28 protein-coding genes and 1 tRNA gene are annotated in these 23,631 nt (G+C 56.8%); 21 read left to right on the plus strand and 8 right to left on the minus strand.

Annotated elements, in window-relative coordinates:
* A partial coding sequence (locus tag ABJD00_RS20095; RefSeq protein ID WP_413830632.1) for an IS3 family transposase occupies positions 1-123 on the plus strand: 123 nt, incomplete at its 5' end.
* Between the two features lie 495 nt (positions 124-618).
* Here ABJD00_RS20095 and ABJD00_RS20100 read toward each other — a convergent pair.
* Positions 619-1,917 (minus strand): DUF6538 domain-containing protein, encoded by a 1,299-nt coding sequence (locus ABJD00_RS20100; RefSeq protein ID WP_413830497.1) that lies wholly within the window; start codon positions 1,915-1,917, stop codon positions 619-621.
* A gap of 77 nt (positions 1,918-1,994) precedes the next feature.
* Positions 1,995-2,084: transfer RNA gene (locus ABJD00_RS20105), tRNA-Ser, on the minus strand.
* A gap of 142 nt (positions 2,085-2,226) precedes the next feature.
* Between ABJD00_RS20105 and ABJD00_RS20110 the strand changes: the two genes are divergently transcribed.
* The 11 genes from ABJD00_RS20110 (at position 2,227) to ABJD00_RS20160 (ending at position 10,903) form a co-directional block, all read left to right on the plus strand.
* On the plus strand, positions 2,227-3,084 hold the full coding sequence (locus tag ABJD00_RS20110; protein WP_413830499.1) for a DUF2059 domain-containing protein: 858 nt from the start codon (positions 2,227-2,229) through the stop codon (positions 3,082-3,084).
* Positions 3,084-3,860, plus strand: a complete 777-nt coding sequence (locus tag ABJD00_RS20115; RefSeq protein WP_413830501.1) for a DUF2059 domain-containing protein — start codon at positions 3,084-3,086, stop codon at positions 3,858-3,860. The genes ABJD00_RS20110 and ABJD00_RS20115 overlap by 1 nt, the downstream gene beginning before the upstream one ends.
* Positions 3,861-4,053: 193 nt before the next feature.
* Positions 4,054-4,758 carry a 50S ribosomal protein L21 gene (locus ABJD00_RS20120; protein ID WP_413830503.1) on the plus strand — a complete coding sequence of 235 codons (705 nt, stop codon included), beginning with the start codon at positions 4,054-4,056 and terminating at the stop codon, positions 4,756-4,758.
* A gap of 12 nt (positions 4,759-4,770) precedes the next feature.
* Complete coding sequence (gene rpmA / locus ABJD00_RS20125) at positions 4,771-5,040, plus strand: 50S ribosomal protein L27 (protein ID WP_025046312.1); 270 nt, start codon at positions 4,771-4,773, stop codon at positions 5,038-5,040.
* 97 nt (positions 5,041-5,137) lie between these two features.
* Complete coding sequence (locus ABJD00_RS20130) at positions 5,138-5,638, plus strand: GNAT family N-acetyltransferase (protein ID WP_413830505.1); 501 nt, start codon at positions 5,138-5,140, stop codon at positions 5,636-5,638.
* Positions 5,635-6,180, plus strand: a complete 546-nt coding sequence (locus ABJD00_RS20135; protein WP_413830507.1) for a GNAT family N-acetyltransferase — start codon at positions 5,635-5,637, stop codon at positions 6,178-6,180. The genes ABJD00_RS20130 and ABJD00_RS20135 overlap by 4 nt, the downstream gene beginning before the upstream one ends.
* Positions 6,177-6,779, plus strand: a complete 603-nt coding sequence (locus ABJD00_RS20140; protein ID WP_108837935.1) for a LysE family translocator — start codon at positions 6,177-6,179, stop codon at positions 6,777-6,779. The genes ABJD00_RS20135 and ABJD00_RS20140 overlap by 4 nt, the downstream gene beginning before the upstream one ends.
* A 2-nt stretch (positions 6,780-6,781) precedes the next feature.
* Complete coding sequence (locus tag ABJD00_RS20145) at positions 6,782-7,318, plus strand: GNAT family N-acetyltransferase (protein ID WP_413830510.1); 537 nt, start codon at positions 6,782-6,784, stop codon at positions 7,316-7,318.
* Positions 7,319-7,433: 115 nt separating this feature from the next.
* Positions 7,434-8,468, plus strand: a complete 1,035-nt coding sequence (gene obgE / locus ABJD00_RS20150; protein WP_413830512.1) for a GTPase ObgE — start codon at positions 7,434-7,436, stop codon at positions 8,466-8,468.
* On the plus strand, positions 8,456-9,562 hold the full coding sequence (gene proB / locus ABJD00_RS20155; protein ID WP_413830514.1) for a glutamate 5-kinase: 1,107 nt from the start codon (positions 8,456-8,458) through the stop codon (positions 9,560-9,562). The genes obgE and proB overlap by 13 nt, the downstream gene beginning before the upstream one ends.
* Positions 9,563-9,637: 75 nt before the next feature.
* Positions 9,638-10,903: a glutamate-5-semialdehyde dehydrogenase gene (locus tag ABJD00_RS20160; protein WP_413830516.1), complete on the plus strand. Its 1,266-nt coding sequence runs from the start codon at positions 9,638-9,640 to the stop codon at positions 10,901-10,903.
* 64 nt (positions 10,904-10,967) lie between these two features.
* Here the strand turns inward: ABJD00_RS20160 and ABJD00_RS20165 are convergent, their stop codons facing one another.
* Positions 10,968-11,561, minus strand: a complete 594-nt coding sequence (locus ABJD00_RS20165) for a histidine phosphotransferase family protein (protein WP_413830518.1) — start codon at positions 11,559-11,561, stop codon at positions 10,968-10,970.
* 26 nt (positions 11,562-11,587) lie between these two features.
* On the opposite strand from ABJD00_RS20165, the gene ABJD00_RS20170 reads away from it, so the two are divergent.
* The 3 genes from ABJD00_RS20170 (at position 11,588) to ABJD00_RS20180 (ending at position 13,446) form a co-directional block, all read left to right on the plus strand.
* Positions 11,588-11,770 carry a DUF3553 domain-containing protein gene (locus tag ABJD00_RS20170; protein ID WP_413830520.1) on the plus strand — a complete coding sequence of 61 codons (183 nt, stop codon included), beginning with the start codon at positions 11,588-11,590 and terminating at the stop codon, positions 11,768-11,770.
* A 93-nt stretch (positions 11,771-11,863) separates the two neighbouring features.
* Complete coding sequence (locus ABJD00_RS20175) at positions 11,864-12,628, plus strand: GNAT family N-acetyltransferase (RefSeq protein WP_413830522.1); 765 nt, start codon at positions 11,864-11,866, stop codon at positions 12,626-12,628.
* The gene (locus tag ABJD00_RS20180; protein WP_413830524.1) at positions 12,625-13,446 is read left to right on the plus strand and encodes a lysophospholipid acyltransferase family protein; all 822 of its coding nucleotides are present in this window, start codon (positions 12,625-12,627) and stop codon (positions 13,444-13,446) included. The genes ABJD00_RS20175 and ABJD00_RS20180 overlap by 4 nt, the downstream gene beginning before the upstream one ends.
* Positions 13,447-13,632: 186 nt before the next feature.
* On the opposite strand, the gene ABJD00_RS20185 is transcribed toward ABJD00_RS20180, so the two are convergent.
* Positions 13,633-14,289 (minus strand): VPLPA-CTERM sorting domain-containing protein, encoded by a 657-nt coding sequence (locus ABJD00_RS20185; RefSeq protein ID WP_413830526.1) that lies wholly within the window; start codon positions 14,287-14,289, stop codon positions 13,633-13,635.
* Positions 14,290-14,710: 421 nt separating this feature from the next.
* Here ABJD00_RS20185 and rpsB point away from each other — a divergent pair, with 421 nt between their 5' ends.
* From rpsB to pip, 4 genes are all read left to right on the plus strand, one after another.
* Positions 14,711-15,547 carry a 30S ribosomal protein S2 gene (gene rpsB / locus ABJD00_RS20190; RefSeq protein ID WP_413830528.1) on the plus strand — a complete coding sequence of 279 codons (837 nt, stop codon included), beginning with the start codon at positions 14,711-14,713 and terminating at the stop codon, positions 15,545-15,547.
* Positions 15,548-15,628: 81 nt separating this feature from the next.
* Positions 15,629-16,504: a translation elongation factor Ts gene (gene tsf / locus ABJD00_RS20195; RefSeq protein ID WP_413830530.1), complete on the plus strand. Its 876-nt coding sequence runs from the start codon at positions 15,629-15,631 to the stop codon at positions 16,502-16,504.
* A 106-nt stretch (positions 16,505-16,610) separates the two neighbouring features.
* Positions 16,611-17,492, plus strand: coding sequence for a sulfotransferase domain-containing protein (locus ABJD00_RS20200; protein WP_413830532.1), 882 nt, complete (start codon positions 16,611-16,613; stop codon positions 17,490-17,492).
* Positions 17,459-18,415 carry a prolyl aminopeptidase gene (gene pip / locus ABJD00_RS20205; protein ID WP_413830534.1) on the plus strand — a complete coding sequence of 319 codons (957 nt, stop codon included), beginning with the start codon at positions 17,459-17,461 and terminating at the stop codon, positions 18,413-18,415. The genes ABJD00_RS20200 and pip overlap by 34 nt, the downstream gene beginning before the upstream one ends.
* A 409-nt stretch (positions 18,416-18,824) precedes the next feature.
* Here the strand turns inward: pip and ABJD00_RS20210 are convergent, their stop codons facing one another.
* From ABJD00_RS20210 to ABJD00_RS20225, 4 genes are all read right to left on the minus strand, one after another.
* Entirely contained in the window at positions 18,825-19,442 is a 618-nt protein-coding gene (locus tag ABJD00_RS20210; protein WP_413830536.1) for a histidine phosphatase family protein, read from the minus strand.
* Between the two features lie 3 nt (positions 19,443-19,445).
* Complete coding sequence (locus ABJD00_RS20215) at positions 19,446-20,174, minus strand: LuxR family transcriptional regulator (RefSeq protein ID WP_413830634.1); 729 nt, start codon at positions 20,172-20,174, stop codon at positions 19,446-19,448.
* A gap of 17 nt (positions 20,175-20,191) precedes the next feature.
* Positions 20,192-20,635, minus strand: coding sequence for a type II 3-dehydroquinate dehydratase (gene aroQ, locus ABJD00_RS20220; protein ID WP_413830538.1), 444 nt, complete (start codon positions 20,633-20,635; stop codon positions 20,192-20,194).
* A gap of 68 nt (positions 20,636-20,703) precedes the next feature.
* Positions 20,704-21,171 carry a MaoC family dehydratase gene (locus ABJD00_RS20225; RefSeq protein ID WP_413830540.1) on the minus strand — a complete coding sequence of 156 codons (468 nt, stop codon included), beginning with the start codon at positions 21,169-21,171 and terminating at the stop codon, positions 20,704-20,706.
* A gap of 228 nt (positions 21,172-21,399) precedes the next feature.
* Here ABJD00_RS20225 and ABJD00_RS20230 point away from each other — a divergent pair, with 228 nt between their 5' ends.
* Together ABJD00_RS20230 and ABJD00_RS20235 are read left to right on the plus strand one after the other, a co-directional pair.
* Positions 21,400-22,224, plus strand: a complete 825-nt coding sequence (locus ABJD00_RS20230; RefSeq protein WP_413830542.1) for an SDR family NAD(P)-dependent oxidoreductase — start codon at positions 21,400-21,402, stop codon at positions 22,222-22,224.
* 127 nt (positions 22,225-22,351) lie between these two features.
* A complete protein-coding gene (locus tag ABJD00_RS20235; RefSeq protein ID WP_413830544.1) occupies positions 22,352-23,548 on the plus strand; it encodes an acetyl-CoA C-acyltransferase in 1,197 nt (398 codons plus the stop codon).
* The last annotated feature ends 83 nt before the right edge of the window (positions 23,549-23,631 follow it).

Consider the following 23,631-nt stretch of genomic DNA (forward strand, 5'->3'; position numbering starts at 1 on the left):
CGGGACGTGTTCGAATACATCGAGATGTTCTACAACCCGACACGCAAGCACACCAACAACGGTATGCTGTCGCCGGTTAACTATGAAATCAAACAGAAGAAGATGAACGAGGCAGGCGTCTAGGAAACTAGGGGCACCTCAGACAAGGTAGCCAACACCCTCACACACCAAAACATCTTATGTAACTTTTGAGTTACGTCAGTGGCGCCGGTGTATGTTCTCAAAGAGGGGAATGGGGGTGTGAGAGCTACTCGGAATTCTTCAGGAACGAAAATCCTTGGAGGGAAAATTGGTGCCGTACTCGTTACCTTCACCCTCACACAATCAATCGTATGCACGGTTTGAAAATGCTTCAAGCAACCTAAAGTAGGGGTCGAGTATCTTTTGGATAGGAAATCAGGTTAGCCATGCAGCTATTCAGGAAAATCAATCAGGACACCTGTTATTCGTGGAATCACTCAGAGAGGGGAATGTGTGTGTGAAGACACCAACAGCCAGTTGATTTTGCTATCTGGGGAACAGTAACAAAAACCCTCACACACGGGCAAACGATACGTAACTTTCCCGATTACCAAAAGCGATCTTAAGGCTAGGTCGGCTATACTTTTGGATAGGCAATCAGGTTAGCCATGGATGCTCAACACTGTCTAACGCTTCCCGTCTCACCTCAAGGCTAGGTCCAGAGCCATACGTACCAGCGACATCACCTGATCCGTGACCAGTGATAAAATTATTCACCTCTTCAGTTACTCCAGCATCACGCAACAGGTCTTTGAGATTGCCACGTAGTGAGTGAACTACTTTTTGTTTGTCGTCTGTCACTTTCCTGATCTGTTTCATCAGAGCTTTAGAGGCAGGGGATTGTGCCTTACCATCTTTGTCTCTCTTGAATTCAGGGAACAGCTGGCCACTACTACGCTTGGTAAAAAGGTGTTCGATAGTCTTAGGGATAGGGACCTTACGGGCAGAGCCTTTAGTCTTGACGATACTAGTAGTCAGGTCGAAGTGATCCTTCTTGATGTTGTCCCAGTCTAATAGTGCAGCTTCGTCCAACCTCATACCAGTAGTGACAAGAATTGATAGTAGTGTCTTCAAGTGGTCAGGCATCTTAAGTTTGAATATCTCAACTAGTTCGTCTTCAGTGAAGGGGATGTAGTGTTTCTTTGCTGTCCCAAGTCTCGGATCAATTTTCAATCCGATAAGGGGATTGTTCGGGATGGCTCCAGTACGGACACAGAACTCTAGTAATTGCCGAACGTATCCCAATTTCTTGGCTATCGTCTTTCTAGCTGTCCCATCATCCGAGAGGTGTCGTGTCCATTGGTGCCCCAAGAGCATTGTAATTTCAGACAGTGGGGTGTCCTTCGTGAACTCTTGGAATTGAGACACTGACCTTCTGGCGTCACCTTCAGTCTTGAATTTGTCGTATGGCTTGGTGTCGAAATATTCCGTTACAGCATCAGAGACACGCTTGCCTCCTGTCATGCCAGCAATGATCGTAAGGGCCTCTCTGGCCTTCTGTGGCCTCTCTGGTGGGGTATCACGATCAACGGACACTCTCTGAGCTTCAGCGACCTTACGCAGGATTTCGATAACGTCTGAACTGAGGGTCACTGGCTGTCCTGTGTCTTCAACTTGCCCAACAATCTTCTCAACTACGTGGTCAGGGAATGGGATCAGGTTGGACAGATCATCAACAGGGTTTGGCTTCTTGCTGTCGAACTCAGCGTAGATGTCAGATGCAATGGAATGTTGTCGTCTTGACGCTTCAGCTTTGTCACTTGTCCCGGTGCTACGTTTGATCTGTTTGCGTCCACCAAATTCAGAGCGTAACTCTTCAGGAATTGTACAGAAAACGTACCATTTCTCTTTGTTCTCGGTGAGTGTTGTGGCTGGATAATGTGAACTCAGTGACATCCGATATACTCCAAAATATACTCCAAGGTATGCTCTGAAACCTAAGTATATATGAAAATAAAGGCAATGTAGTATATTGGCGGAGAGACAGGGATTCGAACCCTGGGTGGGCTTGCACCCACAACGGTTTTCGAGACCGCCCCGTTCGACCACTCCGGCACCTCTCCGCGGGGGTCTGGTGCGCCCAATTAGAGGCTCAGTGCGCCGAGAGCAAGGCACTTTTCGCATGCAAATGACCACACGGTAAATTTGGTGGACGCGGAGGCTAAAACGCATACCCTTACACGCAATAATAAAGGCAGGACCTGCATGGTCCGTCCAGATAGGGGAAAGAAAGAGATGCGCGCAGTTCGCTTTTTTGCACTCACGCTGAGTGTTTTGGTCATGATGCCGGGGTTGGCGCTGGCCGCTGACCGGGGCAAGCTTGAGGAGTTTCTGGAAGTCACCGGCTTTGATGTCGCACTTGAGAGCATTCGCCTGTCGGCAAGTTCCGCGCCCGATATGCTGGGCCTCGAAGCAGAAGCGTTCGGCACGGAATGGACCCGCCTGACTACAGAAGTCTTTGCAACCGATGTTATGCATGATCTCGCCCTCGATCTGTTGGAAAAGACGCTGGAGGATGATCTTCTGACCCATGCGGCAGACTTTTACGCCACCGATCTGGGACAGCGCTTGGTTGTGGCCGAGAATTCCTCGCATATGAGTGAAGAGGGGGAGTTGAAGGACGAAAGTGGCGAGGCCATCATCGCAGGGCTGGCCCGGATCGACAGTACTCGGTTGGACTACTTGGAGCGGATGAACGCCGCCTCGGACAGTGCAGGTACGGCGGTGCGTGCCATTCAGGAGGTGCAGGTGCGTTTTCTGATGGCTGCGGCTGGCGCTGGAGTGATCGAGTTACAGCTCGAGGAGCCGGATCTGCGTGCACTGCTTGAGACAGATGAGGACGCGATGAAAGCCGAGATTGAGGCAAACGCCTTGATCGGGTCGGCTTACACTTATCAGGCGTTTTCGGACGCAGAGGTACTGGAATACGCCGAAGCGCTGGAGAACCCCAAGATGCGCAAGGTCTATGATCTGATGAACGCTGTGCAATACGAGGTTATGGCAAACCGGTTCGAGGCACTGGCAGTTGCCATGCAGCGACTACAGCCCAGTCAGGAACTGTGATGGGCCTGCGCGCTGCCTTAACTGCGCTGTTTTTGAGCGCCGGTGCTGCACTGGCCAGTCCGCAAACCGACCAGCTTGTGGATGCGATGGGCATCCCGGCGCTGATCTCGGCCTTTTCCGCTGACGGGATCGAAAACGGCACGGCCGTCGATAAAGGCATCCTGAACGGGCAGGGCGGCAATGTCTGGGCTGAGACGGTGCGTCGTCTCTATGACCCCGCGCGTTTAGAGGAAGAAATACGCGGCGCCTTCGCAGAAAACCTGGATGAGCAGTTGGCCGCACAAGCACTTTTGTTCTTTGAAAGTGACGTTGGTGTGCAGATCATCGATTTAGAGGTGCAGGCCCGTCAGGCGATGTTGAACCCTAAGCTTGAGGCCGCGGCCAAAACTGCTCCATCGGCAAACAGCACTACGATCACCGAGTTTCTGGAGGTCCGAGATCTGGTCGAGCGCAACACAGATGCGGCCATGACAGCGCAGACAGCATTCTTTGCCGGGATTGCGGAAACATCTCCCCAAATCGTGCCGCCCCCAGAAACAGAGGAACAACGCGCCTTGATGCAGGCCGAAACGGAACGCTGGTTGCGGGGATACTACGCACTGGCGCAATCCCCACTGAGCGAGGATGACGTGGCCATCTATACCGCATTTTGGGACACCGAAGTCGCCATGGCGCTTGATGACGTGCTGTTCGAAGCATTCGCAAACAGCTATGCCACTCTGTCGTTTGGTCTTGGTCAAGCGGCAGGGCGCCTTTTGCCTCAAAACGATCTTTGAAGGGCCAAGAAACCCCTCTTGACTTGATGGGCTGATGGGCACATAAGCCCGTCTACCAGCCTGCATAACGCGGGCTGCTTTTTATTTACATGACGCCCCACACGGGCGCGCTGTTCGAGGCGAACCCCAACAAGGGGTGCACAAACACCGGGCAACCGGGGCCACAGGACGCGGCAGACAAAGGAAGACGACCATGTTCGCGGTTCTCAAAACCGGCGGCAAACAGTACAAAGTTCAATCGGGCGATACGCTCCGCGTTGAAAAACTGGCCGCAAACGCAGGTGACAAAGTCCAATTCAACGAAGTGCTAATGATCGGTGGTGACAAGCCACAGGTTGGTTCGCCCGTTGTTGCTGATGCAGGCGTACAAGCTGAAGTCATCGAACAGATCAAAGGCCCAAAGACGATCAACTTCGTCAAGCGCCGCCGGAAGCACTCTTCCAAGCGGACCAAGGGCCACCGCCAGCAACTGACGCTGGTGCGTGTGACAGACATTCTGGCATCGGGCGCTGCGGCCTCCGGTATCATGGCTGCCGAAAATGGCGCCGGTTTTGTTAAAGCCGCTGCTGAAGAGGCAAAGCCTGCCAAGAAAGCCAAAGCGCCTAAGGCAGCGCCGAAGGCCGAAGCGGCTCCGAAAGCCAAAGCGGAACCTAAGGCTGAAGCTAAGAAGGCAGCGCCTGCCAAGGCCGCAGCCAGCGATGGCGACGACCTCAAGCAGCTGTCCGGCGTCGGCCCCGCACTTGAGAAAAAACTGCACGCAACTGGTGTGACCACCTTCGCGCAGATCGCAGCATGGACCCCTGAGGACGTTGCTGCTATAGACGAGAAACTGTCGTTCAAAGGCCGGATCGAGCGTGAAGGCTGGATCGCTCAGGCTGCTGAAATGGCAAAAGGCTAAGGAGAGACACCAATGGCACATAAAAAAGCAGGCGGCTCATCCCGTAACGGTCGCGACTCCGCAGGTCGTCGTCTTGGCGTAAAGAAATATGGCGGCGAAGCTGTGATCCCTGGCAACATCATCGTGCGTCAGCGCGGCACCAAGTTTTGGCCAGCCGAAGGCGTAGGCATGGGCAAGGATCACACGATCTTTGCAACCGTGGACGGGTCCGTGACCTTCCACAAAGGCCTTAAAAACCGCACGTTCATTTCGGTTCTCCCGGTCGCGGAGGCCGCTGAATAAGCCGCACCTTACGGGTTTTGACAAAATTCCAGGGATCGGCGGAAACGCCGGTCCCTTTTCCGTTTCCGCCCCTCCTGCCAACAGCGAGGATGGTCTAATGACCAGAACACTTGAAACCGAACGTCTGCTGCTGCGCCCGTATCGCGCATCGGATGCGGTGGCTTTGGCGGAACAGATCGGCGAATTTGCCGTTAGCCAATGGCTGACCCGTGTGCCGCACCCTTACGGAGAAGCCGATACGTTGGCGTTTTTCGACAAGGTTGCGAGTGAGGCTATGGTCTATGCAGTGTGCCGTGCGGATGAGGTGGTTGGCTGTGTGTCGATCATGGGTGATTTGGGGTATTGGTATGGGGCCAAGCATTGGGGGCGGGGTTACGCTACCGAGGCGGCCCGTGCGGTTGTGAATGCGCACTTTGCGCACAGCGATGCACCAATCGATTCAGGATACATCGCCGGGAACGAAGCGTCTCGAAATGTACTGAAAAAGATCGGTTTTGTTTCCAACGGATCCAAAGAAACTCCGTGTTTGTCGCGTAAGGCGAACGTGACCATCAACCGTGTGATCCTATCGCGCGATAAGTGGGAGAGTAGCGCATGAACTCGGTCGAAAAACTCACGTTGCAAGGAGAACGCGTCATCTTGCGTGATGCCACCCCTTTGGATGTGACTGCTCGCTTTGCACTTGGCAACACTCCCGAGATTCAGGCGATGTTTGGGGCCGACCCAGCCGCAGTACGTGATATCACCCCAGAGGCCGCTGAGGCTTGGGTCCAATCCCATATCGACGACGCGTACGCATGGATCATCGAGGCGGGCGGCGCGCTGGCCGGTGGCGTGCGCCTTCACACCATCAACTATTCCGACAAGCGCGCACAAATTGCGATCGGAATTGTGGATCCGGATGCGCTTGGCAAAGGCATCGGTACTGAGGCGATGCAGCTGTTGGCGGCGCATGCCTTTGACACGATGGGGCTGCACCGGCTGGGCTGTCGGGTGCTCGATTTCAATGAGCGCGCGATTGCAGCCTACGAAAAGGTCGGTTTTGTTGTCGAAGGGCGCGAACGCGAAGCCGCGTTGATTGCTGGAAAATGGCACGATGACCTGATTCTTGGCCTCTTGGCGCAGGACCTGAAAAGATGAGTGTCGCAGCCACCTCTTTTGCGGTGTTTGCGGCCTCTCAGGTTGGCACGCCGGGACCGGCGAACATGGCGTTGCTGGCCACTGGCGCACGCTATGGCTTTCGCGCAGCATTGCCGTTTGTGGCCGGTGTCGCGCTCGGCAAACAGCTTGTGATCTGGCCCGTCGGTTTTGGATTGATGCAACTGGCGGATCGGGCCCCTTGGGTGTTTGAAACGCTCAAATGGGTCTCTGCCGCCTATATCATCTGGTTGGCATGGAAAGTGGCGAACCTGCGCCTTGGGACGGGTGATCCGAGTGCGACAGCGCCCGGTTTTGCGGCCGGGCTGATCGTTCATCCGCTGAACCCCAAGGCATGGGCAATGATTGTCGCAGGCTTTACCGGGTTTGTGACGCCCGGCACCGATCCGTTGATCGCCACGGCGACAATTGCGGCGATCTTGCTGGGCACGCAAGTGGTGTTGCATCCCATGTGGACACTTGCCGGTGACCGCATTGCACGCAGCCTTTCGGGCACGCGGGCGGAACCCTATCTAATGTACACCCTCGCAGGTCTGACCGTTGCGTCGGTCCTGTTTGTTTTGTTCGGAGGAGGAACTTGACGATGGAGATGGAAAAAATTGTGACTTTGGCCCCAATTGAGACAGAGCGTTTTGTGCTGCGCCCGTTGCGCAAGTCCGACATGGGTCTGATCGAGATGTATTGGTCTGACGCGCGCGTCGCTCAAATGACTACGTCGATCCCACATCCTGTTCCCCCCGGCATGACCGAGGCCTTTGTGACGCGTGCTATGGCCGATCAACGTGATGAAGACATCTGGGCCATGGATGGGCTCAAGTCCGGAGGCTCCGAAGTGATGGGTCTGATCTCACTTGAGCGCATGGACCGCGAACAGTCCGAAGTTGCCTATTGGGTGGCACCACCGTTCTGGAACACCGGGCTAGCCTCTGATGCGGTGCAAGCTTTGGTAAACGAAAACCCAATGCAGAATGCCGCGATGTTTGCGAGCGTTTTTCAGGACAATCCGGCCTCGGCCCGGGTGTTGACCCATTGCGGGTTCAAGTATCTCGGAGATGCCGAAAGCTTTTGCGTGGCGCGCGACAAAACGGTGCCAACATGGACATACAGTCATAAATTCTGACCCAACCGGCGGGCGCGCGCTTTGTCTGTTTGAAATCCCTTGGAAGAGGCCGGCAGGCTGGAGGGTGCTCGCAACGCCTATTCCTTTCACCGCCCACCTGTATTAGGACCGCCACATGAAGTTCCTCGATCTCTGCAAGGTTTACATCCGCTCCGGGGCGGGCGGCAACGGATGCATCTCGTTCCGGCGGGAAAAGTACATCGAATATGGTGGCCCGGATGGCGGCGACGGTGGTGGCGGTGGTTCAGTCTGGGCCGAAGCGGTTGACGGACTGAACACGCTAATCGATTTCCGTTACCAGCAGCACTTTTTCGCCAAGAACGGGCAGGGTGGCATGGGCCGTCAACGCACCGGCAAAGACGGCGATGACATTGTGTTGCGCGTACCGGTGGGCACCGAGATCCTTGACGAGGATCAGGAAACGGTGATCGCAGACATGACCGAACTGGGCCAGCGCGTAGAACTGGCCAGAGGTGGCAACGGAGGCTGGGGCAACCTGCACTTCAAATCCGCCACCAATCAGGCGCCGCGTCGCGCCAACCCGGGGCAAGATGGGGTTGAGCGTACGCTGTGGCTGCGCTTGAAGCTTATCGCCGATGTCGGCCTTTTGGGCCTGCCGAATGCGGGAAAATCGACCTTTCTGGCCACCACATCGAATGCGCGCCCCAAAATCGCAGATTACCCGTTCACCACGCTGCACCCAAATTTGGGCGTTGTGGGCGTGGACAATGTCGAATTCGTGGTTGCCGATATTCCTGGCCTGATCGAAGGCGCATCCGAAGGGCGTGGCCTTGGTGATCTGTTCCTTGGACATGTCGAACGCTGCGCCGTGCTGTTGCACTTGATCGACGGTACATCTGAAACCATTGCCGAGGACTACCAAACCATCATCACGGAACTGGAAGCTTATGGCGGAGATTTGGTGGACAAGCCGCGTATCACCGTCCTGAATAAGGTCGACGCTCTAGATGAAGAAGAACGTGCAAGCGCGCTGAAAGAATTGGAAAAAGCGTCACGCGGAAGCGTGAGCCTGATGTCGAGCGTCGCCCGGGAGGGTGTGACTGAAGTACTGCGCAGTTTGCGTGCCCAAATTGATGATGACCGCATCCGCCACCGCCCCGCGCCCGAGGCCGAGCCATGGCATCCCTAAGCAACGCCAAGCGGCTGGTGATCAAAATCGGCTCGGCTCTGTTGGTAGACCGGGCCACTGGCGCATTGCGCAAGGACTGGTTGCAGGGCCTTGCGCAAGACGTTGCGTGGCTCAAATCGGCTGGAACGCAGGTGGTGCTCGTCTCCTCAGGGTCGATTGCGTTGGGGCGTGGAGCCTTAGGCCTTCCGGGTACGGATCTCGCACTTGAGCAATCGCAGGCCGCTGCCGCGGTGGGACAAATCCGCCTGGCTCGCGCTTACGAAGAGGCATTGGCACCCCACGGTATCACCACTGCGCAAGTGCTGGTGACGCTGGAAGATAGCCGGGACAGACGCCGTTATCTCAACTCGCGCGCGACGCTGGAACAGCTGATGTCACTTGGTGCGCTGCCCATCGTGAATGAAAACGACACTGTGGCGACCGATGAAATCCGCTTTGGTGACAATGATCGCCTTGCGGCCCAGATCGCGGCCACGATCGGGGCGGATCAACTGGTGCTCCTTTCAGATGTGGATGGGTTCTATTCAGCCAACCCGGCCGAAAACGCGTCGGCCAAACGGTATGATGTGATCGATACAATCACGCCCGAGATCGAGGCGCAGGCGGGTGATGCAGGTTCTGGACTGTCCAAGGGCGGTATGAAGACCAAGCTAATGGCAGCCAAGACCGCGACGGCAGCGGGATGCGCGATGGTCATCTGCCATGGTGCCGCCTTGCGCCCGTTGAGTGCGCTGGAACACGGTGCAAACGCGACGTGGTTCACAGCCACACTGGATCCACAAGCTGCGCGCAAACGCTGGATCGCCGCGATGAAGCCGCTCGGCACCATCACATTGGATGCTGGTGCTGCACGGGCACTCTCCAAGGGAAACAGCCTGTTACCCGCCGGAGTTAAAGCGGCGTCCGGGGCATTCGGACGTGGTGACCCGGTGGCCATTTCTGGTCCGGACGGCCACCAGCTTGGCCTTGGGCTTACGCGCTATACGGCTGAGGAAACGCAAATCATCAAGGGCCATCAAAGCCATGAGATTGAAACGTTGCTCGGCTATCCGGGGCGGGCTGCACTGATCCACCGGGATGATATGGCCCTTTAACGTGCCTTTTGGCTGTAAATGCTGCCTCCGAAAGCTTAAAAAACACCTGCAAATCTGTTTCCAAGGAAAACCGCTATGAAAGACTTTGCTGACATTCCCAGCCTCATGGCAGACATCGGAGCGCGGGCAAAACAGGCAGCCACCGTGCTTGCCTCCGCTAGTGCTGAACGCAAACATGCGGCCCTGATAAGTGCGGCGGACAAAGTTTGGGCCAATCGGGCAGACATCGTTGCCGCCAATGCCAAAGACATGGAATACGGTCGCGAAAAAGGATTGTCAGACGCGATGATGGATCGTTTGCGTCTGGATGAGGACCACATTCAGGGCATCGTCGATGGTCTTCGTGCCGTGGCCGAGCAGGCCGATCCTGTTGGCGAGGTGATCGCCGATTGGACGCAGCCTACAGGGCTCAATATTCAGCGGGTCCGCACTCCCCTTGGTGTGATTGGTGTGATTTACGAAAGCCGGCCCAATGTGACTGCCGATGCAGGGGCGTTGTGTCTGAAGGCAGGCAACGCGGTTATCTTACGAGGCGGGTCGGAAGGCTTTCATTCGTCATCCGCTATCCACGCATGCCTGCAGCAGGGTTTGCGCGATGCAAACCTGCCCGAGGACGCAATTCAGCTTGTCCCCACTCGCGACCGCGCTGCGGTCAGCGAGATGCTGGTAATGACTGATACGATCGATGTGATTGTCCCGCGCGGTGGCAAGGGGCTGGTTGGGCTGGTGCAACGCGAAGCGCGCGTGCCGGTTTTTGCCCATCTCGAAGGGATCGTGCATATCTACGTGGACAAGGATGCGGACGCCGAAAAGGTGCTGAAAGTGGTTCTGAACGCCAAGACCCGGCGCACAGGCATTTGCGGCGCTGCAGAATGCTTGCTGATCCATGCTGATGTTGCCAACAGCATCGGGCGTGGTGTGATCAGTGCTTTGATCCATGCGGGTGTGCGGGTGCACGCGGACACCGCTTTGCAGTCCATCAAGGATGTGATGGCCGCAACGGAGGAGGATTGGGGGCGCGAATACCTGGATATGGATATCGCCGCCCGAGTGGTGCCTGATCTGGACGCGGCCCTTGATCACATCCGTACCCATGGGTCCAATCACACCGATTGCATTTTGACCGAAAACCCGGACACGGCGGGCCGGTTCCTGAATGAGTTGGACAGTGCAATCCTCATGCACAATGCTTCAACCCAATTTGCGGATGGCGGTGAATTCGGAATGGGAGCCGAGATCGGGATCGCGACGGGCAAGATGCACGCACGCGGCCCTGTTGGGGCGGCGCAATTGACGAGTTTCAAATATCTGGTGCGCGGTGATGGGACCGTTCGCGCCTAGCTAAAATGACACGTTATCAAGGTATTCCGTGATCATCTTGAAGTTTTTGCACTATTGCAACCTGTCAAAAGCAGATGGTCAGTGTGTCTTGGGATAGATGGCAATTGACCTTGCGTTTGACGTCATCTGCCACGGCGGGAAGCAGTGCGAACTGAACGTGCCCGGGTGCCAGTCCATCAGGCTCCGAGCCTTTCAAAACTGACCAAAGGGCAGGATCAATGTTGGTCTTGCTTGCGTGGCCCGTGATTGTCCACTGGCCAGACACGCAGCTTGCCTCAATCTGACCTCCGTAGGGCATACTGCTTTCAAGACACTGGATCCCAAGGAACACCATGCGCACCGCCCAGCGGGGTTGGTCATCCATCGGTCCATAGGCCACCGTCAGTCGCCGACCCTTCGTCACATCCCGAAGAATGGTGATGACTTCCGACCGACCCATCGGCGTGTCAGAGGCTGCACCAAAGGCAATGCGGAAAAACCGGATACGTGCGCTGGCATTCTCGACGCTTTCCGTTATCAGATCGATTTCCGGGCCCGCGCGACCGTCGGACATACCAAGCAATTCAAGACCGTTGTTGATAGCGCCAATGGGAGATATCAGGTCATGACAGATGCGGCTGCCAATCAGTGCAGCAAGGTTGACGTTACTTTGGCCCATCAGAAACCCCGCGTGAAAGGCAGGTTATGGAAAACTTAAACGCCATTCTGGCTCCTGGCATGTTGGTGCGCCATCCCGATTTCGCGGAGTGGGGCGTTGGTCAGGTCCAAAGCAATATTGCGGGTCGGATCACTGTGAATTTCCCAGAGACCGGGAAAGTGGTGATCGATGGTGCGCATGTCGCACTGGAACCGGTGTTTGATGCCTGAACATCCTTTCTGAAACCTTAACAGGACACAACCTAAGGCGGCAATTGGTGCAGGGCTTTGCCTTTATGCACGCGCACAGCTAGAGAACGCGCAATGACATTAGCCCATGACCCCGAATTTCGCGTCGCGTTGGCTCGCACCGACGAAGATCTGCGCGCGGCGCAGGGATTGCGCTATGACGTATTTGTCGAGGAACTAGGCGGGGGGGGCCCTTTGGTCGATCACGATCAGCGCCTTGAGAGGGACCGTTTTGATCCATTCTTTGACCACTTGATCCTGTTTGACGATGCCGCGGATGCAAGGGTTGCAGGGGTGTACCGCATGTTGCGTGGCGAGAAGGCCGAGCAGGCAGGATCTTTTTATTCAGAGGACGAATATGATCTTGCGCCGTTAAAGGCGACAGGACGCAGATTGCTGGAACTGGGGCGATCCTGTGTGCATGTGGATTATCGCGGCGGCCGGGCGATGTTTCATCTTTGGAACGGCCTGGCTGAATATGTCGCTGACCACGACATCGACATCCTGTTTGGGGTGGCTTCGTTCCACGGCACTGATGTTGACGATTTGGCTGCCCCTTTGTCGTTGCTTCATCATCGCCACCTTGCGCCTGAACCGATACGGGTGACGGCGCGCGCGTCCCATGCCGCCAATATGAACCTCATTGACCCCGACCAGATCGATCGGCGCGCGGCGATGGTGCAGATGCCGGCATTGATCAAGGCCTATTTGCGTTTAGGTGGAGTGGTGGGAGAGGGGGCCTATATCGACCACAGCTTTAACACCACGGATGTGTGCCTGATCATGGACACTGGCGCGATGTCTGAACGCCAGCAGCGCATTTACGGAGTTGCGACATGAGCTTGACATGGGAGGGCGATGAGCCACCGGGGCCCATGTCCATCAATACATTGGGCTGGGTGCGTGTTTTTCTGCGTGGGCTGTTGATCGTGGCGACCATCGGCACGGGGCTCGCCATTCTGTTGCCGCTGCGTCTGATCGAACGCCCGATCCACGGGATGTTTCGCCCTTGGACACCGCACATTACACGGGTGGTATGCCGGCTGTCGCTTGTCTGGATGGGGTTAGGATATGAACGGCGGGGTACGCCGATGCGCGGGGCAGGCGCGATTGTTGCCAATCATTCCAGTTGGCTGGACATCTTTACGCTCAATGCAGGTAACCCAGTGTACTTTGTGTCTAAATCCGAAGTGGCGGGTTGGCCCGGCATTGGGTTTCTGGCGCGGGCTACCGGCACCGTGTTCATCGCTCGCGATCGCAAAGAGGCGCGGGCGCAGACAGAGTTGTTCCAAACGCGACTGATGGCCGGCCAGAGGCTGTTGTTCTTTCCCGAAGGTACAAGCACGGATGGTTTGCATGTGTTGCCGTTCAAATCGACCTTGTTCGAGGCGTTCTTTGCTGACGGTTTGCGTGATGTGTTGTCGGTCCAGCCGGTATCTGTGACATACCATGCGCCCGAGGGGGGCGAGCCTCGCACCTACGGGTGGTGGGGCGATATGGAGTTTGGACCGCACTTGCTGCATACGCTTGCATTATCACGTCAAGGCCGCGTCGTGGTTGTCTACCATGGTCCAATCAAGGTATCTGCAATAGGCAACCGCAAGGCATTGGCGGCGGCCTGCGAGGCTGCGGTGCGCAGTGGCCTCGAATTAGTGTGATTTTCGCAGCGCGCCAGATTTTTTATTGATTAACGCAGTCCGTCAAGATGCACGAAACTGTCGCGCAAAGGGCGTTTTGAACGTTCCGGTGATGCGATGCGCGGAGCATATACAACCTGTGCACCTTTTGTGCACAGGTTGAGTTATTTCAGTGGGCAAATGAGTTTGACGGTTCGGCCGAACGGCTCACGCCTTCTTGCGGCGACGCCCCATCACTAGCAATCCACCAAATGCCAGCAGCGCCATTGGCATGGCTGCAGGCAAGGGTACGCTCGTCACAGTCAATTGATTAATCCGGATGCCACTGCCAGAGAGATGGCGAAACGTAAACGTATCGCCTTCCAAATTCAGATCGGACACGTCCACCAACGAGCTGCTAGTGCCGTCCCCCATGATCCTTTGGGACGAAAGGACATTGGAGTCACCATCCAGAATTTCGAACCATTCTACGCCGCCACGATGTTCAAATACAATGCTACCGAGCAATGTTAAAGTTCGGGAAAAGGAGAATGTCAGACTTTCACTATTGCCATCGTTGGAGCCGAGCCGATTGCGGTCCGGATTGCTGGTTACACCGAGCCCGTTGGAATTTCTGTGAATGTTACCGCCAGTGCTGGTTACGTCCACGCCAGTACCTTCCACAAAATATGATTCTGTCGAGCCAAGGTCCGCACGAAATCCTGTAAAGTCGATGATTGTCGCGGCGCTTGAAGCGCTCGCCGTTAAGCCGACACTAAGCACGGCAGCAGATGTTAGTTTTAAAATTCGTCCAATAAGCACTTCATACCTCACAATCAGCAGCGTTGTGGCCGCCATAAGCAGCGTTGATGTGAGTTTTCTCATACAATTTTGGCGAGAATTTGCTCTAAACCCTCTTCGTTGCAATTTCTGTCGAAAAGTGTGAATCTATAAAATTGAATTTAAAAACAGCATCTTAATTCCTGTCGCGATGCTGCAAACCCACTGCCGTTTTACAAAGTGCCCCAATGTTGCCTTAAATCAGGCCCGGTTTTCGCCGGGCCGCCGTACCGAGTCGCGATCCGGGTAGTGAATCCCCGTTATCATTGTCGCTCATGTTATATTTAGTTCATCTCCACTATCCCGGAGCAAAAGCCCTTGCCTTCGCGCGCACATGGGCCTATGCGACGCGCATTCAATCCGCAGGCGGGGCTCGGGCCGATGGGGGAGACATCCTCAGAAGTCCACCGGTTGGTGCAAACGCACTGATATCCCGCCAAGGCGAAAACCGGAAAAGGAAATGCACATGGCTCTTCCCGAGTTCACCATGCGCCAGCTGCTTGAGGCAGGCGTACACTTTGGTCACCAGACACAGCGCTGGAACCCCCGCATGGGCCCGTTCATCTACGGCGCACGCAACGGCATCCACATCATGGACCTGACGCAGACTGTTCCAATGCTGGACCAGGCCCTGCAAGCCATCCGCGACACCGTCGCCAAGGGCGGTCGCGTTCTGTTCGTGGGCACCAAGCGTCAGGCGGCACAGCCTGTCGCCGAAGCCGCAGAGAAATGCGCACAGTATTACATGAACCACCGCTGGCTCGGTGGCACGCTCACCAACTGGCAGACCGTTTCCAAATCCATCCAGCGTCTGAAGTCTATCGACGAGCAGGCCGAGATTGGTTTTGAAGGTTTGACCAAGAAAGAGCGTCTGGGCATGGAACGTGACCAGGGCAAACTTCAGGCTTCGCTTGGCGGTATCCGCGAAATGGGTGGCCGTCCTGACCTGATCTTTGTCATCGACGTGAAAAAAGAAGCGCTGGCCGTGGCCGAAGCCAACAAGCTGGGCATCCCGGTTGTGGCTGTGGTTGACACTAACTGCTCGCCAGATGGTGTAGACTACATCATCCCCGGTAACGATGACGCGGCGCGCGCCATCTCGCTGTACTGCGATCTGGCATCACGCGCAGCACTTGACGGTATGACCGCACAGATGGGCGCCGCTGGCGTTGATCTGGGCGCGATGGAAGAAGCACCCGTGGAAGAAGCTGTGGCCGAGGCACCTGCCGAAGAGGTTGTTGCAGAAGCACCCGCGGAAGCGGCTGTAGAAGCTCCTGCCGAGGAAACGCCTGCTGCCAGCTAAGGCCCGCGCGTCACGAACCTGACATATGCGGCGGTGTAGGCACCGCCGCACTGACATTCCTATTTTGAGGAGAGCCAAGAAATGGCAATCACAGCAGCAATGGTCAAAGAACTGCGCGATTCGACGGGCGCAGGCATGATGGACGCCAAGAAGGCGTTGACTGAAACCGAAGGCAACATGGACGAAGCCGTTGATTGGCTGCGCACCAAAGGTCTGGCCAAGGCCGCCAAGAAATCCGGGCGCACCGCCGCCGAGGGTCTGGTTGCCGTACACGTTGACGGTGGCAAAGGTATCGCCATCGAAGTGAACTCGGAAACCGACTTTGTCGGCAAAAACGCCGAGTTTCAGGAAATGGTCGGCAAGGTCGCTTATGCCGCAATGGGTGTGGCCGATGTCGATGGTCTGCGTGCCGCAGATATCGGCGGCAAGACAGTCGAGGCCCTGATCACCGATAAGATCGCGACGATTGGCGAAAACATGGCCCTGCGCCGTATGGCGTCGCTTGAGGGCGAGAAAGTTGTGTCTTACGTCCACAACGCCGCCACGCATGGCATGGGTAAAATCGGCGTTCTGGTTGCAATGACCGGTGGCGATGAGACGTTTGGCAAGCAAGTTGCGATGCACATTGCGGCTGTGAACCCTGCATCCCTGTCCGAAGCAGATCTGGATGCGGCTGTCGTCGAGAAAGAAAAGCAGGTCCAAATGGACATCGCCCGCGAAAGCGGCAAGCCAGAAGCGGTCATCGAAAAGATGATCATCGGCCGGATGAAGAAGTACATGTCCGAAGTGACATTGCTGAACCAATCATTTGTGGTGAACCCTGATCTGACCGTGGCCAAGGCCGCCGAAGAAGCAGGCGCAACCATCACTGGTTTTGCCCGTCTGGAAGTGGGCGAAGGCATCGAAGTGGAAAAGGAAGACTTTGCCGCAGAAGTTGCGAAAGTCAGCCAGTCGTAAGACTGACCACATATTCAAAGAAAGAGGGGCGCAGTGATGCGCCCCTTTTTTGTTGCGCAGCCAGCGAGGCGGTGGTCTGGTCATCCTTATTTGAGGGATGCAGATTATGACCGACCGCAAGCTTTATCTTGGCGCGCTCACCGACAACCGACGCTGGGACAAGGTCAACATCCGCCCTGACGATGTATTTGTCGTCACGCCCCCAAAATGCGGCACCACATGGATGCAGACCATCGTGGCGCTGCTGATATCCGGCGACCCCGAGATGGAAACCGAACTGTCCGTCAAGATGCCGTGGGTCGACATCCGTATTCGCGAGATGGATGAGATTGCCGAACGGCTGGATGCGCAAACACAGCGCCGGTCTATGAAAAGCCACACGCCCATGGATGGGCTGCCGCTTCATGATCAGGCGCAGTACCTGTGCGTTTTGCGACACCCGCTGGATGCCCATTTTTCCTACCGCAAACACGTGCGCAATATTCCCATGAACTGGTTCGATCACTGGTTTCCGGAGGAGGATCCGGACGGCACCACGTTCCGCCGTTTTCTGGATGGCGGGGCAGAGGGGTGGGATCTGGATGCGATGCCACTGGCCACGATCTTGCACCACTATACAACGGCCCGTGATCTGGTAAAGCGCCCAAACGTCACCCTGTTCCACTATGCGGATATGAGCCGTGATCTGCCGGGCACGTTTGCCAGTGTTGCGTCGTTGCTCGACATTTCACATTCAGACGCTGTTATGGACGACCTGATCGCCGCGGCCACTTTTGACAATATGAAAGCGCAGGCCGAACGCTATGCCCCGTCGGGAGGCAAAGGGTTTATGAAATCGGACAGCGACTTCTTTCACAGCGGGACCAGCAACAAATGGGTCGGAATGCTGAGTGATACGCAACTGGCGGCCTATGACGCGGCGATGGACGCTCACCTGAGTGCAGAAGATCGGGCATGGCTCGAGTACGGATCAGCGGGACAGCCATAGGGGCGCATCACATGCTGGATGTCAGCGGCGGTCACCGCCTGCACATCGAACAGGCCGGGCAGGGGGTGGACGCGCTTGTGCTACATGGCGGGCCGGGATCGGGATGTCGCCCTGGGCATTATGAACTTTTCGATCTTGACCGCTACCGCGTCACGCTGATGGACCAGCGCGGATGCGGGCGCAGCAGGCCTCTGGCATCGGAAACGCTAGTGGCACTTGATCACAACACGACCTCCGATCTAATTGCGGACATTGAGGCTGTGCGCATCCACTACGGGGTTGAAGCATGGGTGCTGTTTGGTGGCTCGTGGGGGTCAACCCTTGCGATGGCTTACGCGCAAGCGCACCCCGAGAAGGTGAAGGCCATGGTGCTGGCCGGCGTTGCGACCACAGCGGCGCGCGATCTTCAGTGGCTTTATGGGGATGTCGGCGCGATGTTCCCGGAGGCCTATGCGGACTTCTGTGCGCATGTGCCTGAGATTGATCCCGATGCGCGCCACACTGCCGAACGGGTGGCAGCATATTACGCAGCCCTGCGCGATCCAGACCGCGCGCAAGCGGCAGCGGATGCGTGGTGCGCATGGGAAACCGGTATTTTTGGTGGGTCGATCCATGATCCGGGATCACGCATGGCCGATCTCGCGTTTCGGCTGGGGTTTGCGCGCATCGTGACACATTATTTCGCGCACGGGGCGTGGTTGGCAGAGGACGCGCTGCAGCGCGAGGTGGGCCGCATAGCCCACATTCCCTGCCAGATGATCCACAGCAGGTTTGATCCGTCCTGTCCGCTGCGCGGCCCGTGGCAGCTGGCGCAAGTCTGGCCCAAGGCGCAGTTGGAGATTCTGGGGGGCACAACCCATTCTGCACTGGACGACGAGATGCGCACGCGCATTCGCGCGGCTACTGATGCTTTGGTTGTATGACAGGAAGGTGGGCGGGGTCTCACTTTGGAACGAGACCCCGCCCTTATCTGCGCACCTGAAAGCCACGGGGATGAGACATCAGGCGCTTGATAATCCGACCCACCTGCGGATCAATACGCAGGTGAGCCGGGTCCGGTTAGACCGGTCGGAAATGAGGGCCTCTGAAATCCCAGAGGATCCTTCCCGCTGCTCCCTGGCTAAAGCCACCACTCACGGAACTTCTGTAGAATGCGCTCTAACGGCCGATTTACAAAGTCTGGGATTCCTTACCTAAGGGTCAAAAATTGCTTTTGACGTTGCGGCGAACGAAATTTCATGACTTTGTTACCTTCTTGCGTGTCGAATTGATGCTAATTTCTACCAGTGGGGGAGTTTAAGGTTGGTTCGTTTGCGCGAAAGCCAAATCCCACTAGTCCACAACAGAATCGCCAGCGAGTGATTCTATTGGGCACCAACCACCCAAAGGTACGCCAGTCACACGGTTATAGGTTATGAAGTTCCCCCCACCGCCAGCACCCTGGTCGTGCGTTCGGCTGATAGGGAGACCCGCACGCGCGCAATATAGCAGTGTGCCGACTGCGCCGTGGCCAACGACCAATATGTCCCCAATCGGCGCCCCATCTGAAATGTCGGAAACGGCTGCAGTGATACGAGATTGAGCGTCCAACGCCGGTTCCCAACCTCGGACGGACGTTTCAGGCTGGGCAAAGAACCCGTCCGCCAGCGCTTCAAATTCGGGGCCGGGCAGGTATCCTGTCGCACTACGATTGTTTTCATAGCTGTCTGGCGAAACGGTGCACGGGCATCCCAACTCGTCCGCCAAGGGGCGGGCGGTTTCAAGCGCTTTGCATTCAGGGCTGGAAAATACTGATGTAGTGCCTGCCAATGTGCCGTTGTGTACCGCCCTGCAAAGGGCTGCGACCCTTGCAGCGCCAACTTCGCTGAGTCCCCAGTCGGGCACAGGAACGTCCGGGGCGATGACAACTTGCGGATGGGTCAGATAGCGCAGAACTGGTCCACGCCACATGGTTCAGGCTTCGAGAATGAACATCTGGTTGGCAAAGGCAGCCTTGAGCACGGCCTGGGCTGTTGTCTCAACGGCCAAGGCCTCGCGGGCGAGCCGCAAATGTTTTTCGACCGTGGCCGAAGTTAGCCCCATAATAATGCCAATATCTTGCATAGTTTTGCCGTCTCCGACCCATTCAAGCGCCTCGCGCTGGCGCTTGGTGAGTGAGCGATTGGGGGCTGTGTAGGGCAGGGTGAGAATCTTGAGATGGGCCACATTGTTCAACAGGTGAATGTCTGAACCGTGCTGTTCCCAGACCGCATCGATTTCCGCCTGACTGATCCCTTTGCGCGCTGTCAGCGCAATCGCGCCTTTTGAGCGGGCAGACACTGATTTGAAACTGATGGTGTAGCCTGCGGTCACGCCCATCGAATGGTTAAACTCCAACACGCGCTGCTCGGCTGGGGTCATGGTCTGGCTGGCAAGCATTTGCCCAAGAATTCCCCAACTGCACGCGCCTTCATTTGCCAAGGCCCAGTTTACCATGGGCGCGTGGACATAGTGCTGTTCACCCATGAACACGTCCGCATAGGACCGGTCGTGGTTGGTGAGGATGATAAAGTCTTCGGGATCGCCCAGCGAATTGCCGGACCGATAACGGGTAAAGCCGTAGATCAACCGGTCAAAGCCATACTCATCCATCTTGCGGGTGTGCAGCTCCCACAGTTCTTCGATGGTCTGGCAGTTTGACATGCGGTGCAGAAAGCTTTTCACGTCGTCCCCCCCAGATGGCCAAGCAATGCGTCCAGAGCCAGAGTATAACCCGCCGCGCCAAAGCCGCAAATCATACCGATCGCCACCGGCGCAATCATGCTCTTGTGTCGGAAGGGTTCGCGAGCGTGGATATTGGACAGATGTAGTTCGACGACCGGCATCTGGGTGCCCGCGATGGCGTCGTGTAATGCGATAGAGGTGTGAGTATAAGCACCCGCATTCAGTACGACACCGTCAAACGTACCGCGCGCTGCATGGATTGCATCCACCAATGCGCCCTCATGGTTGGATTGGCGGCAAGTGATGTGATGCCCGTTCGCTTCGCCATGTGCGACGCACATCGCCTCAACATCAGCGAGCGTGGTATGCCCGTAAATTTCGGGCTGGCGCAGCCCCAAAAGGTTGAGGTTGGGACCATTGAGGACAAGTATGGCAGACATGGAAAATACCTTTGTAGTGCCATGGTGTTAGCGGCAATGTTGGGGTTCTGTCCAGTGTCGCCTTTGACTCAATGGTCAAAGATCAGCAAGCCAAGCCATTCTGCAACAAGCGCGGGCGTGTCTTGCCCGTCGATTTCGATGTACAGCGTTGACGTGCGCAGCAACTCGGTTGGCTTGCGGATCTGAGCGCCCGACAGGGTAAACCTTCCCCGCAAACGGTTGCCGGGACGCACGGGCGACAGGAACCTCAGCTTGTCAAAACCATAATTGATTCCCATGACCTGTCCTGGCAGATCCTCGAAACAGTCATAGGCAAAGCGGCTCGCAAGGCTGAGCGTCAGAAAGCCGTGCGCGATTGTGCCGCCAAAGGGTGTCTCGCGCGCTGCACGGTCTGAATCGAGATGGATCCACTGGTCGTCATGGGTGTTGTCAGCAAATTGGTCGATCATCGCCTGATCCACTGAGATCCAGTTTGACAGACCAACCTCGTGACCCAATTGAGCGGACAGATACTCGTGCGCGGCAGCAATGCTCATTGGACGCTGCGCAAACTTTTGCGAGGGCGCGAGGCCGAAAGGGTGGGCGCATTGTGGGGTTTCAAAGTTTCACTCCGATCAAAAGTCTGGCCAGAATACCCCTGATCGCCGGTTGCGCCAGCCCAAAGGCGCGCACAATATGACGTAACGGCAAGGGTGCGCTCCACGTGCCTTTAAGGGCAGGCTTGCAAGAAGCCGTGGGCGCGAGCCGATAAAAGGAGATGAGAAATGGACCCCAACACATTGTTTTCATTAGAAGGTAAGGTTGCCCTTGTAACCGGTGGCGCCTCTGGCATTGGGCGGATGGCGGCAACTGGCCTGATGATGGCAGGCGCGCGCGTTATGATTGCCAGCCGCAAATGGGACGCCTGTGTCGCCGTCGCCGAAGAGCTGAATGCTATGGATGCGCCCGGCAGTGTCGAGGGGTTTGCAGGCGATGTCGGCACCGAAGAAGGCATCGCAGCCCTTGTCAAAGAGGTAGAGGCGCGCACGGATACGCTCAACATCCTGATGAACAACTCTGGTGTGACATGGGGCGCGCCAATGGGTCAGTTCCCGCATGCCGCTTGGGAAAAGGTAATGAATGTGAATGTGGCGGGGCTGTTTCATCTCACGCAGTCTCTGCTGCCCATCCTGATCAAATCCGCCACTGCCGAAGATCCCGCGCGGGTGGTCAATGTCGGTTCTGTCATGGGCGAGGCCGCGCTTGGCGACGGTGCGTATTCCTATGCAGCGTCCAAAGCGGCCGTGCTTCACATGACCAAGATCATGGCCAAGGAGTTGGCACCGCATCACATCACGGTCAATGCGCTTGCCCCGGGCCCATTCGTCAGCAAAATGACGGCCTTTGCTACTGCTGACGAAGGAACGCGCGCCAAGGTAGGTGATGATGTACCGTTGGGCCGTGTGGGCCGGGACGAAGACATTGCAGGCTGCGTGCAGTTCCTGTGCGGGATGGGGGGGGCATACCTGACGGGCGCGGTGTTGCCGGTGTCGGGGGGTATTCAGGTGATGAGCGGGCCGAACCTGTTTCGCGCGGCCCTTGGGGGGTAAGCCTGTGCGCGCACATTAGGCTGGACTGACCTAGCTACAAAGATCACACTTCTTTTGGCCCCAAATACTACAGGATCCGGGGTTGGCCCCGGTCCCGTACTCACAAAAAGCAAAGGACGCACATTTCATGCGCGACGCCGTCATCGTTTCAACCGCACGCACGCCGATTGGCAAAGCCTATCGTGGCGCGTTTAACGCCACACCACCGCAAACACTGGCGGGTCATGCCATTCAATCGGCTGTCTCCCGCGGTGGCATTGAAGGGGCTGAAGTACAGGACGCCGTTCTGGGGTCTGCACTGCAACAGGGTCATCAGGCCAGCAACATCGCTCGGCAGGCAGCTATCCGTGCGGGCCTGCCGGTCAGCGTTGCGGGCATGAGCGTCGATCGCCAGTGCGCCAGCGGGATGATGGCAATTGCCACGGCCAGCAAACAGGTGGTCCACGACGGTATGGACATTGTGGTGGGCGGCGGTGTCGAATCTGTGTCGATGGTGCAAACGCCCGAGATGCGTGCACATGCGGATCCATGGCTTAAGGCGCACAAGCCAGAACTTTACATGAGCATGCTAGAGACTGCTGAAACCGTTGCCGCTCGCTATGGCGTCAGTCGCGAAGCGCAGGATCGGTATGCAGTGCAATCTCAGGCTCGAACGGCAGCGGCGCAGGAGGCCGGCAAGTTCGACGATGAGATTGTCCCGCTGACCACGACAATGAAGTTTCAGGATCGTGAGACAGGCGCCATATTCGAACATGAGGTGACGCTGGACAAGGACGAAGGCAACCGGCCCGGAACGGCCTATGAGACAGTTGCTGGCCTCAAACCGGTGTTCAAGGACGGCATTAACATCAAGGAAGGCGGCTTTATCACCGCAGGGAATGCTTCTCAGCTTAGTGATGGAGCATCCGCTGCAGTGGTGATGGAGGCGTCGCTGGCCGAAAAGAAAGGCCTTGAGCCTTTGGGCCGCTGCGTCGGTGTATGGGCCGCAGGATGCGAGCCGGATGAGATGGGTATTGGTCCGGTTTTTGCCGTCCCACCGCTGTTGGCGGCCCATGGGCTGGGGATGGACGATATCGGTTTGTGGGAGCTGAACGAGGCCTTTGCGGTGCAGGTGATCTACAGCCGTGATCGCCTTGGCATCCCTGACGAGTTGCTTAACGTTAATGGTGGCGCGATCTCCATTGGTCACCCATACGGCATGTCCGGTGCCCGGATGGTCGGGCATGCCCTGATCGAAGGCAAGCGGCGCGGTGTGCGATATGTCGTCTGCACTATGTGCGTCGGCGGGGGCATGGGCGCGGCTGGCCTGTTCGAGGTGCTTTGAGCATGGTTGGGTTTGCAAAGTCCGGAGTCTCCGGTCTGGATTTCTTGGAAACAGAGAAATCGGGATGGTTCCGTCGGGGAGGA

The sequence above is a fragment of the Tateyamaria sp. genome, from assembly GCF_039945315.1.
Lineage (GTDB): Bacteria > Pseudomonadota > Alphaproteobacteria > Rhodobacterales > Rhodobacteraceae > Tateyamaria.

Coding starts and splice junctions, on each gene's coding strand:
- ABJD00_RS20100 (WP_413830497.1), bottom strand. CDS start 1,917: ATGTCACTGAGTTCACATTATCCAGCCACAACACTCACCGAGAACAAA.
- ABJD00_RS20110 (WP_413830499.1), top strand. CDS start 2,227: ATGGTCCGTCCAGATAGGGGAAAGAAAGAGATGCGCGCAGTTCGCTTT.
- ABJD00_RS20115 (WP_413830501.1), top strand. CDS start 3,084: ATGGGCCTGCGCGCTGCCTTAACTGCGCTGTTTTTGAGCGCCGGTGCT.
- ABJD00_RS20120 (WP_413830503.1), top strand. CDS start 4,054: ATGTTCGCGGTTCTCAAAACCGGCGGCAAACAGTACAAAGTTCAATCG.
- rpmA (WP_025046312.1), top strand. CDS start 4,771: ATGGCACATAAAAAAGCAGGCGGCTCATCCCGTAACGGTCGCGACTCC.
- ABJD00_RS20130 (WP_413830505.1), top strand. CDS start 5,138: ATGACCAGAACACTTGAAACCGAACGTCTGCTGCTGCGCCCGTATCGC.
- ABJD00_RS20135 (WP_413830507.1), top strand. CDS start 5,635: ATGAACTCGGTCGAAAAACTCACGTTGCAAGGAGAACGCGTCATCTTG.
- ABJD00_RS20140 (WP_108837935.1), top strand. CDS start 6,177: ATGAGTGTCGCAGCCACCTCTTTTGCGGTGTTTGCGGCCTCTCAGGTT.
- ABJD00_RS20145 (WP_413830510.1), top strand. CDS start 6,782: ATGGAGATGGAAAAAATTGTGACTTTGGCCCCAATTGAGACAGAGCGT.
- obgE (WP_413830512.1), top strand. CDS start 7,434: ATGAAGTTCCTCGATCTCTGCAAGGTTTACATCCGCTCCGGGGCGGGC.
- proB (WP_413830514.1), top strand. CDS start 8,456: ATGGCATCCCTAAGCAACGCCAAGCGGCTGGTGATCAAAATCGGCTCG.
- ABJD00_RS20160 (WP_413830516.1), top strand. CDS start 9,638: ATGAAAGACTTTGCTGACATTCCCAGCCTCATGGCAGACATCGGAGCG.
- ABJD00_RS20165 (WP_413830518.1), bottom strand. CDS start 11,561: ATGGGCCAAAGTAACGTCAACCTTGCTGCACTGATTGGCAGCCGCATC.
- ABJD00_RS20170 (WP_413830520.1), top strand. CDS start 11,588: ATGGAAAACTTAAACGCCATTCTGGCTCCTGGCATGTTGGTGCGCCAT.
- ABJD00_RS20175 (WP_413830522.1), top strand. CDS start 11,864: ATGACATTAGCCCATGACCCCGAATTTCGCGTCGCGTTGGCTCGCACC.
- ABJD00_RS20180 (WP_413830524.1), top strand. CDS start 12,625: ATGAGCTTGACATGGGAGGGCGATGAGCCACCGGGGCCCATGTCCATC.
- ABJD00_RS20185 (WP_413830526.1), bottom strand. CDS start 14,289: ATGAGAAAACTCACATCAACGCTGCTTATGGCGGCCACAACGCTGCTG.
- rpsB (WP_413830528.1), top strand. CDS start 14,711: ATGGCTCTTCCCGAGTTCACCATGCGCCAGCTGCTTGAGGCAGGCGTA.
- tsf (WP_413830530.1), top strand. CDS start 15,629: ATGGCAATCACAGCAGCAATGGTCAAAGAACTGCGCGATTCGACGGGC.
- ABJD00_RS20200 (WP_413830532.1), top strand. CDS start 16,611: ATGACCGACCGCAAGCTTTATCTTGGCGCGCTCACCGACAACCGACGC.
- pip (WP_413830534.1), top strand. CDS start 17,459: ATGGCTCGAGTACGGATCAGCGGGACAGCCATAGGGGCGCATCACATG.
- ABJD00_RS20210 (WP_413830536.1), bottom strand. CDS start 19,442: ATGTGGCGTGGACCAGTTCTGCGCTATCTGACCCATCCGCAAGTTGTC.
- ABJD00_RS20215 (WP_413830634.1), bottom strand. CDS start 20,174: ATGTCAAACTGCCAGACCATCGAAGAACTGTGGGAGCTGCACACCCGC.
- aroQ (WP_413830538.1), bottom strand. CDS start 20,635: ATGTCTGCCATACTTGTCCTCAATGGTCCCAACCTCAACCTTTTGGGG.
- ABJD00_RS20225 (WP_413830540.1), bottom strand. CDS start 21,171: ATGAGCATTGCTGCCGCGCACGAGTATCTGTCCGCTCAATTGGGTCAC.
- ABJD00_RS20230 (WP_413830542.1), top strand. CDS start 21,400: ATGGACCCCAACACATTGTTTTCATTAGAAGGTAAGGTTGCCCTTGTA.
- ABJD00_RS20235 (WP_413830544.1), top strand. CDS start 22,352: ATGCGCGACGCCGTCATCGTTTCAACCGCACGCACGCCGATTGGCAAA.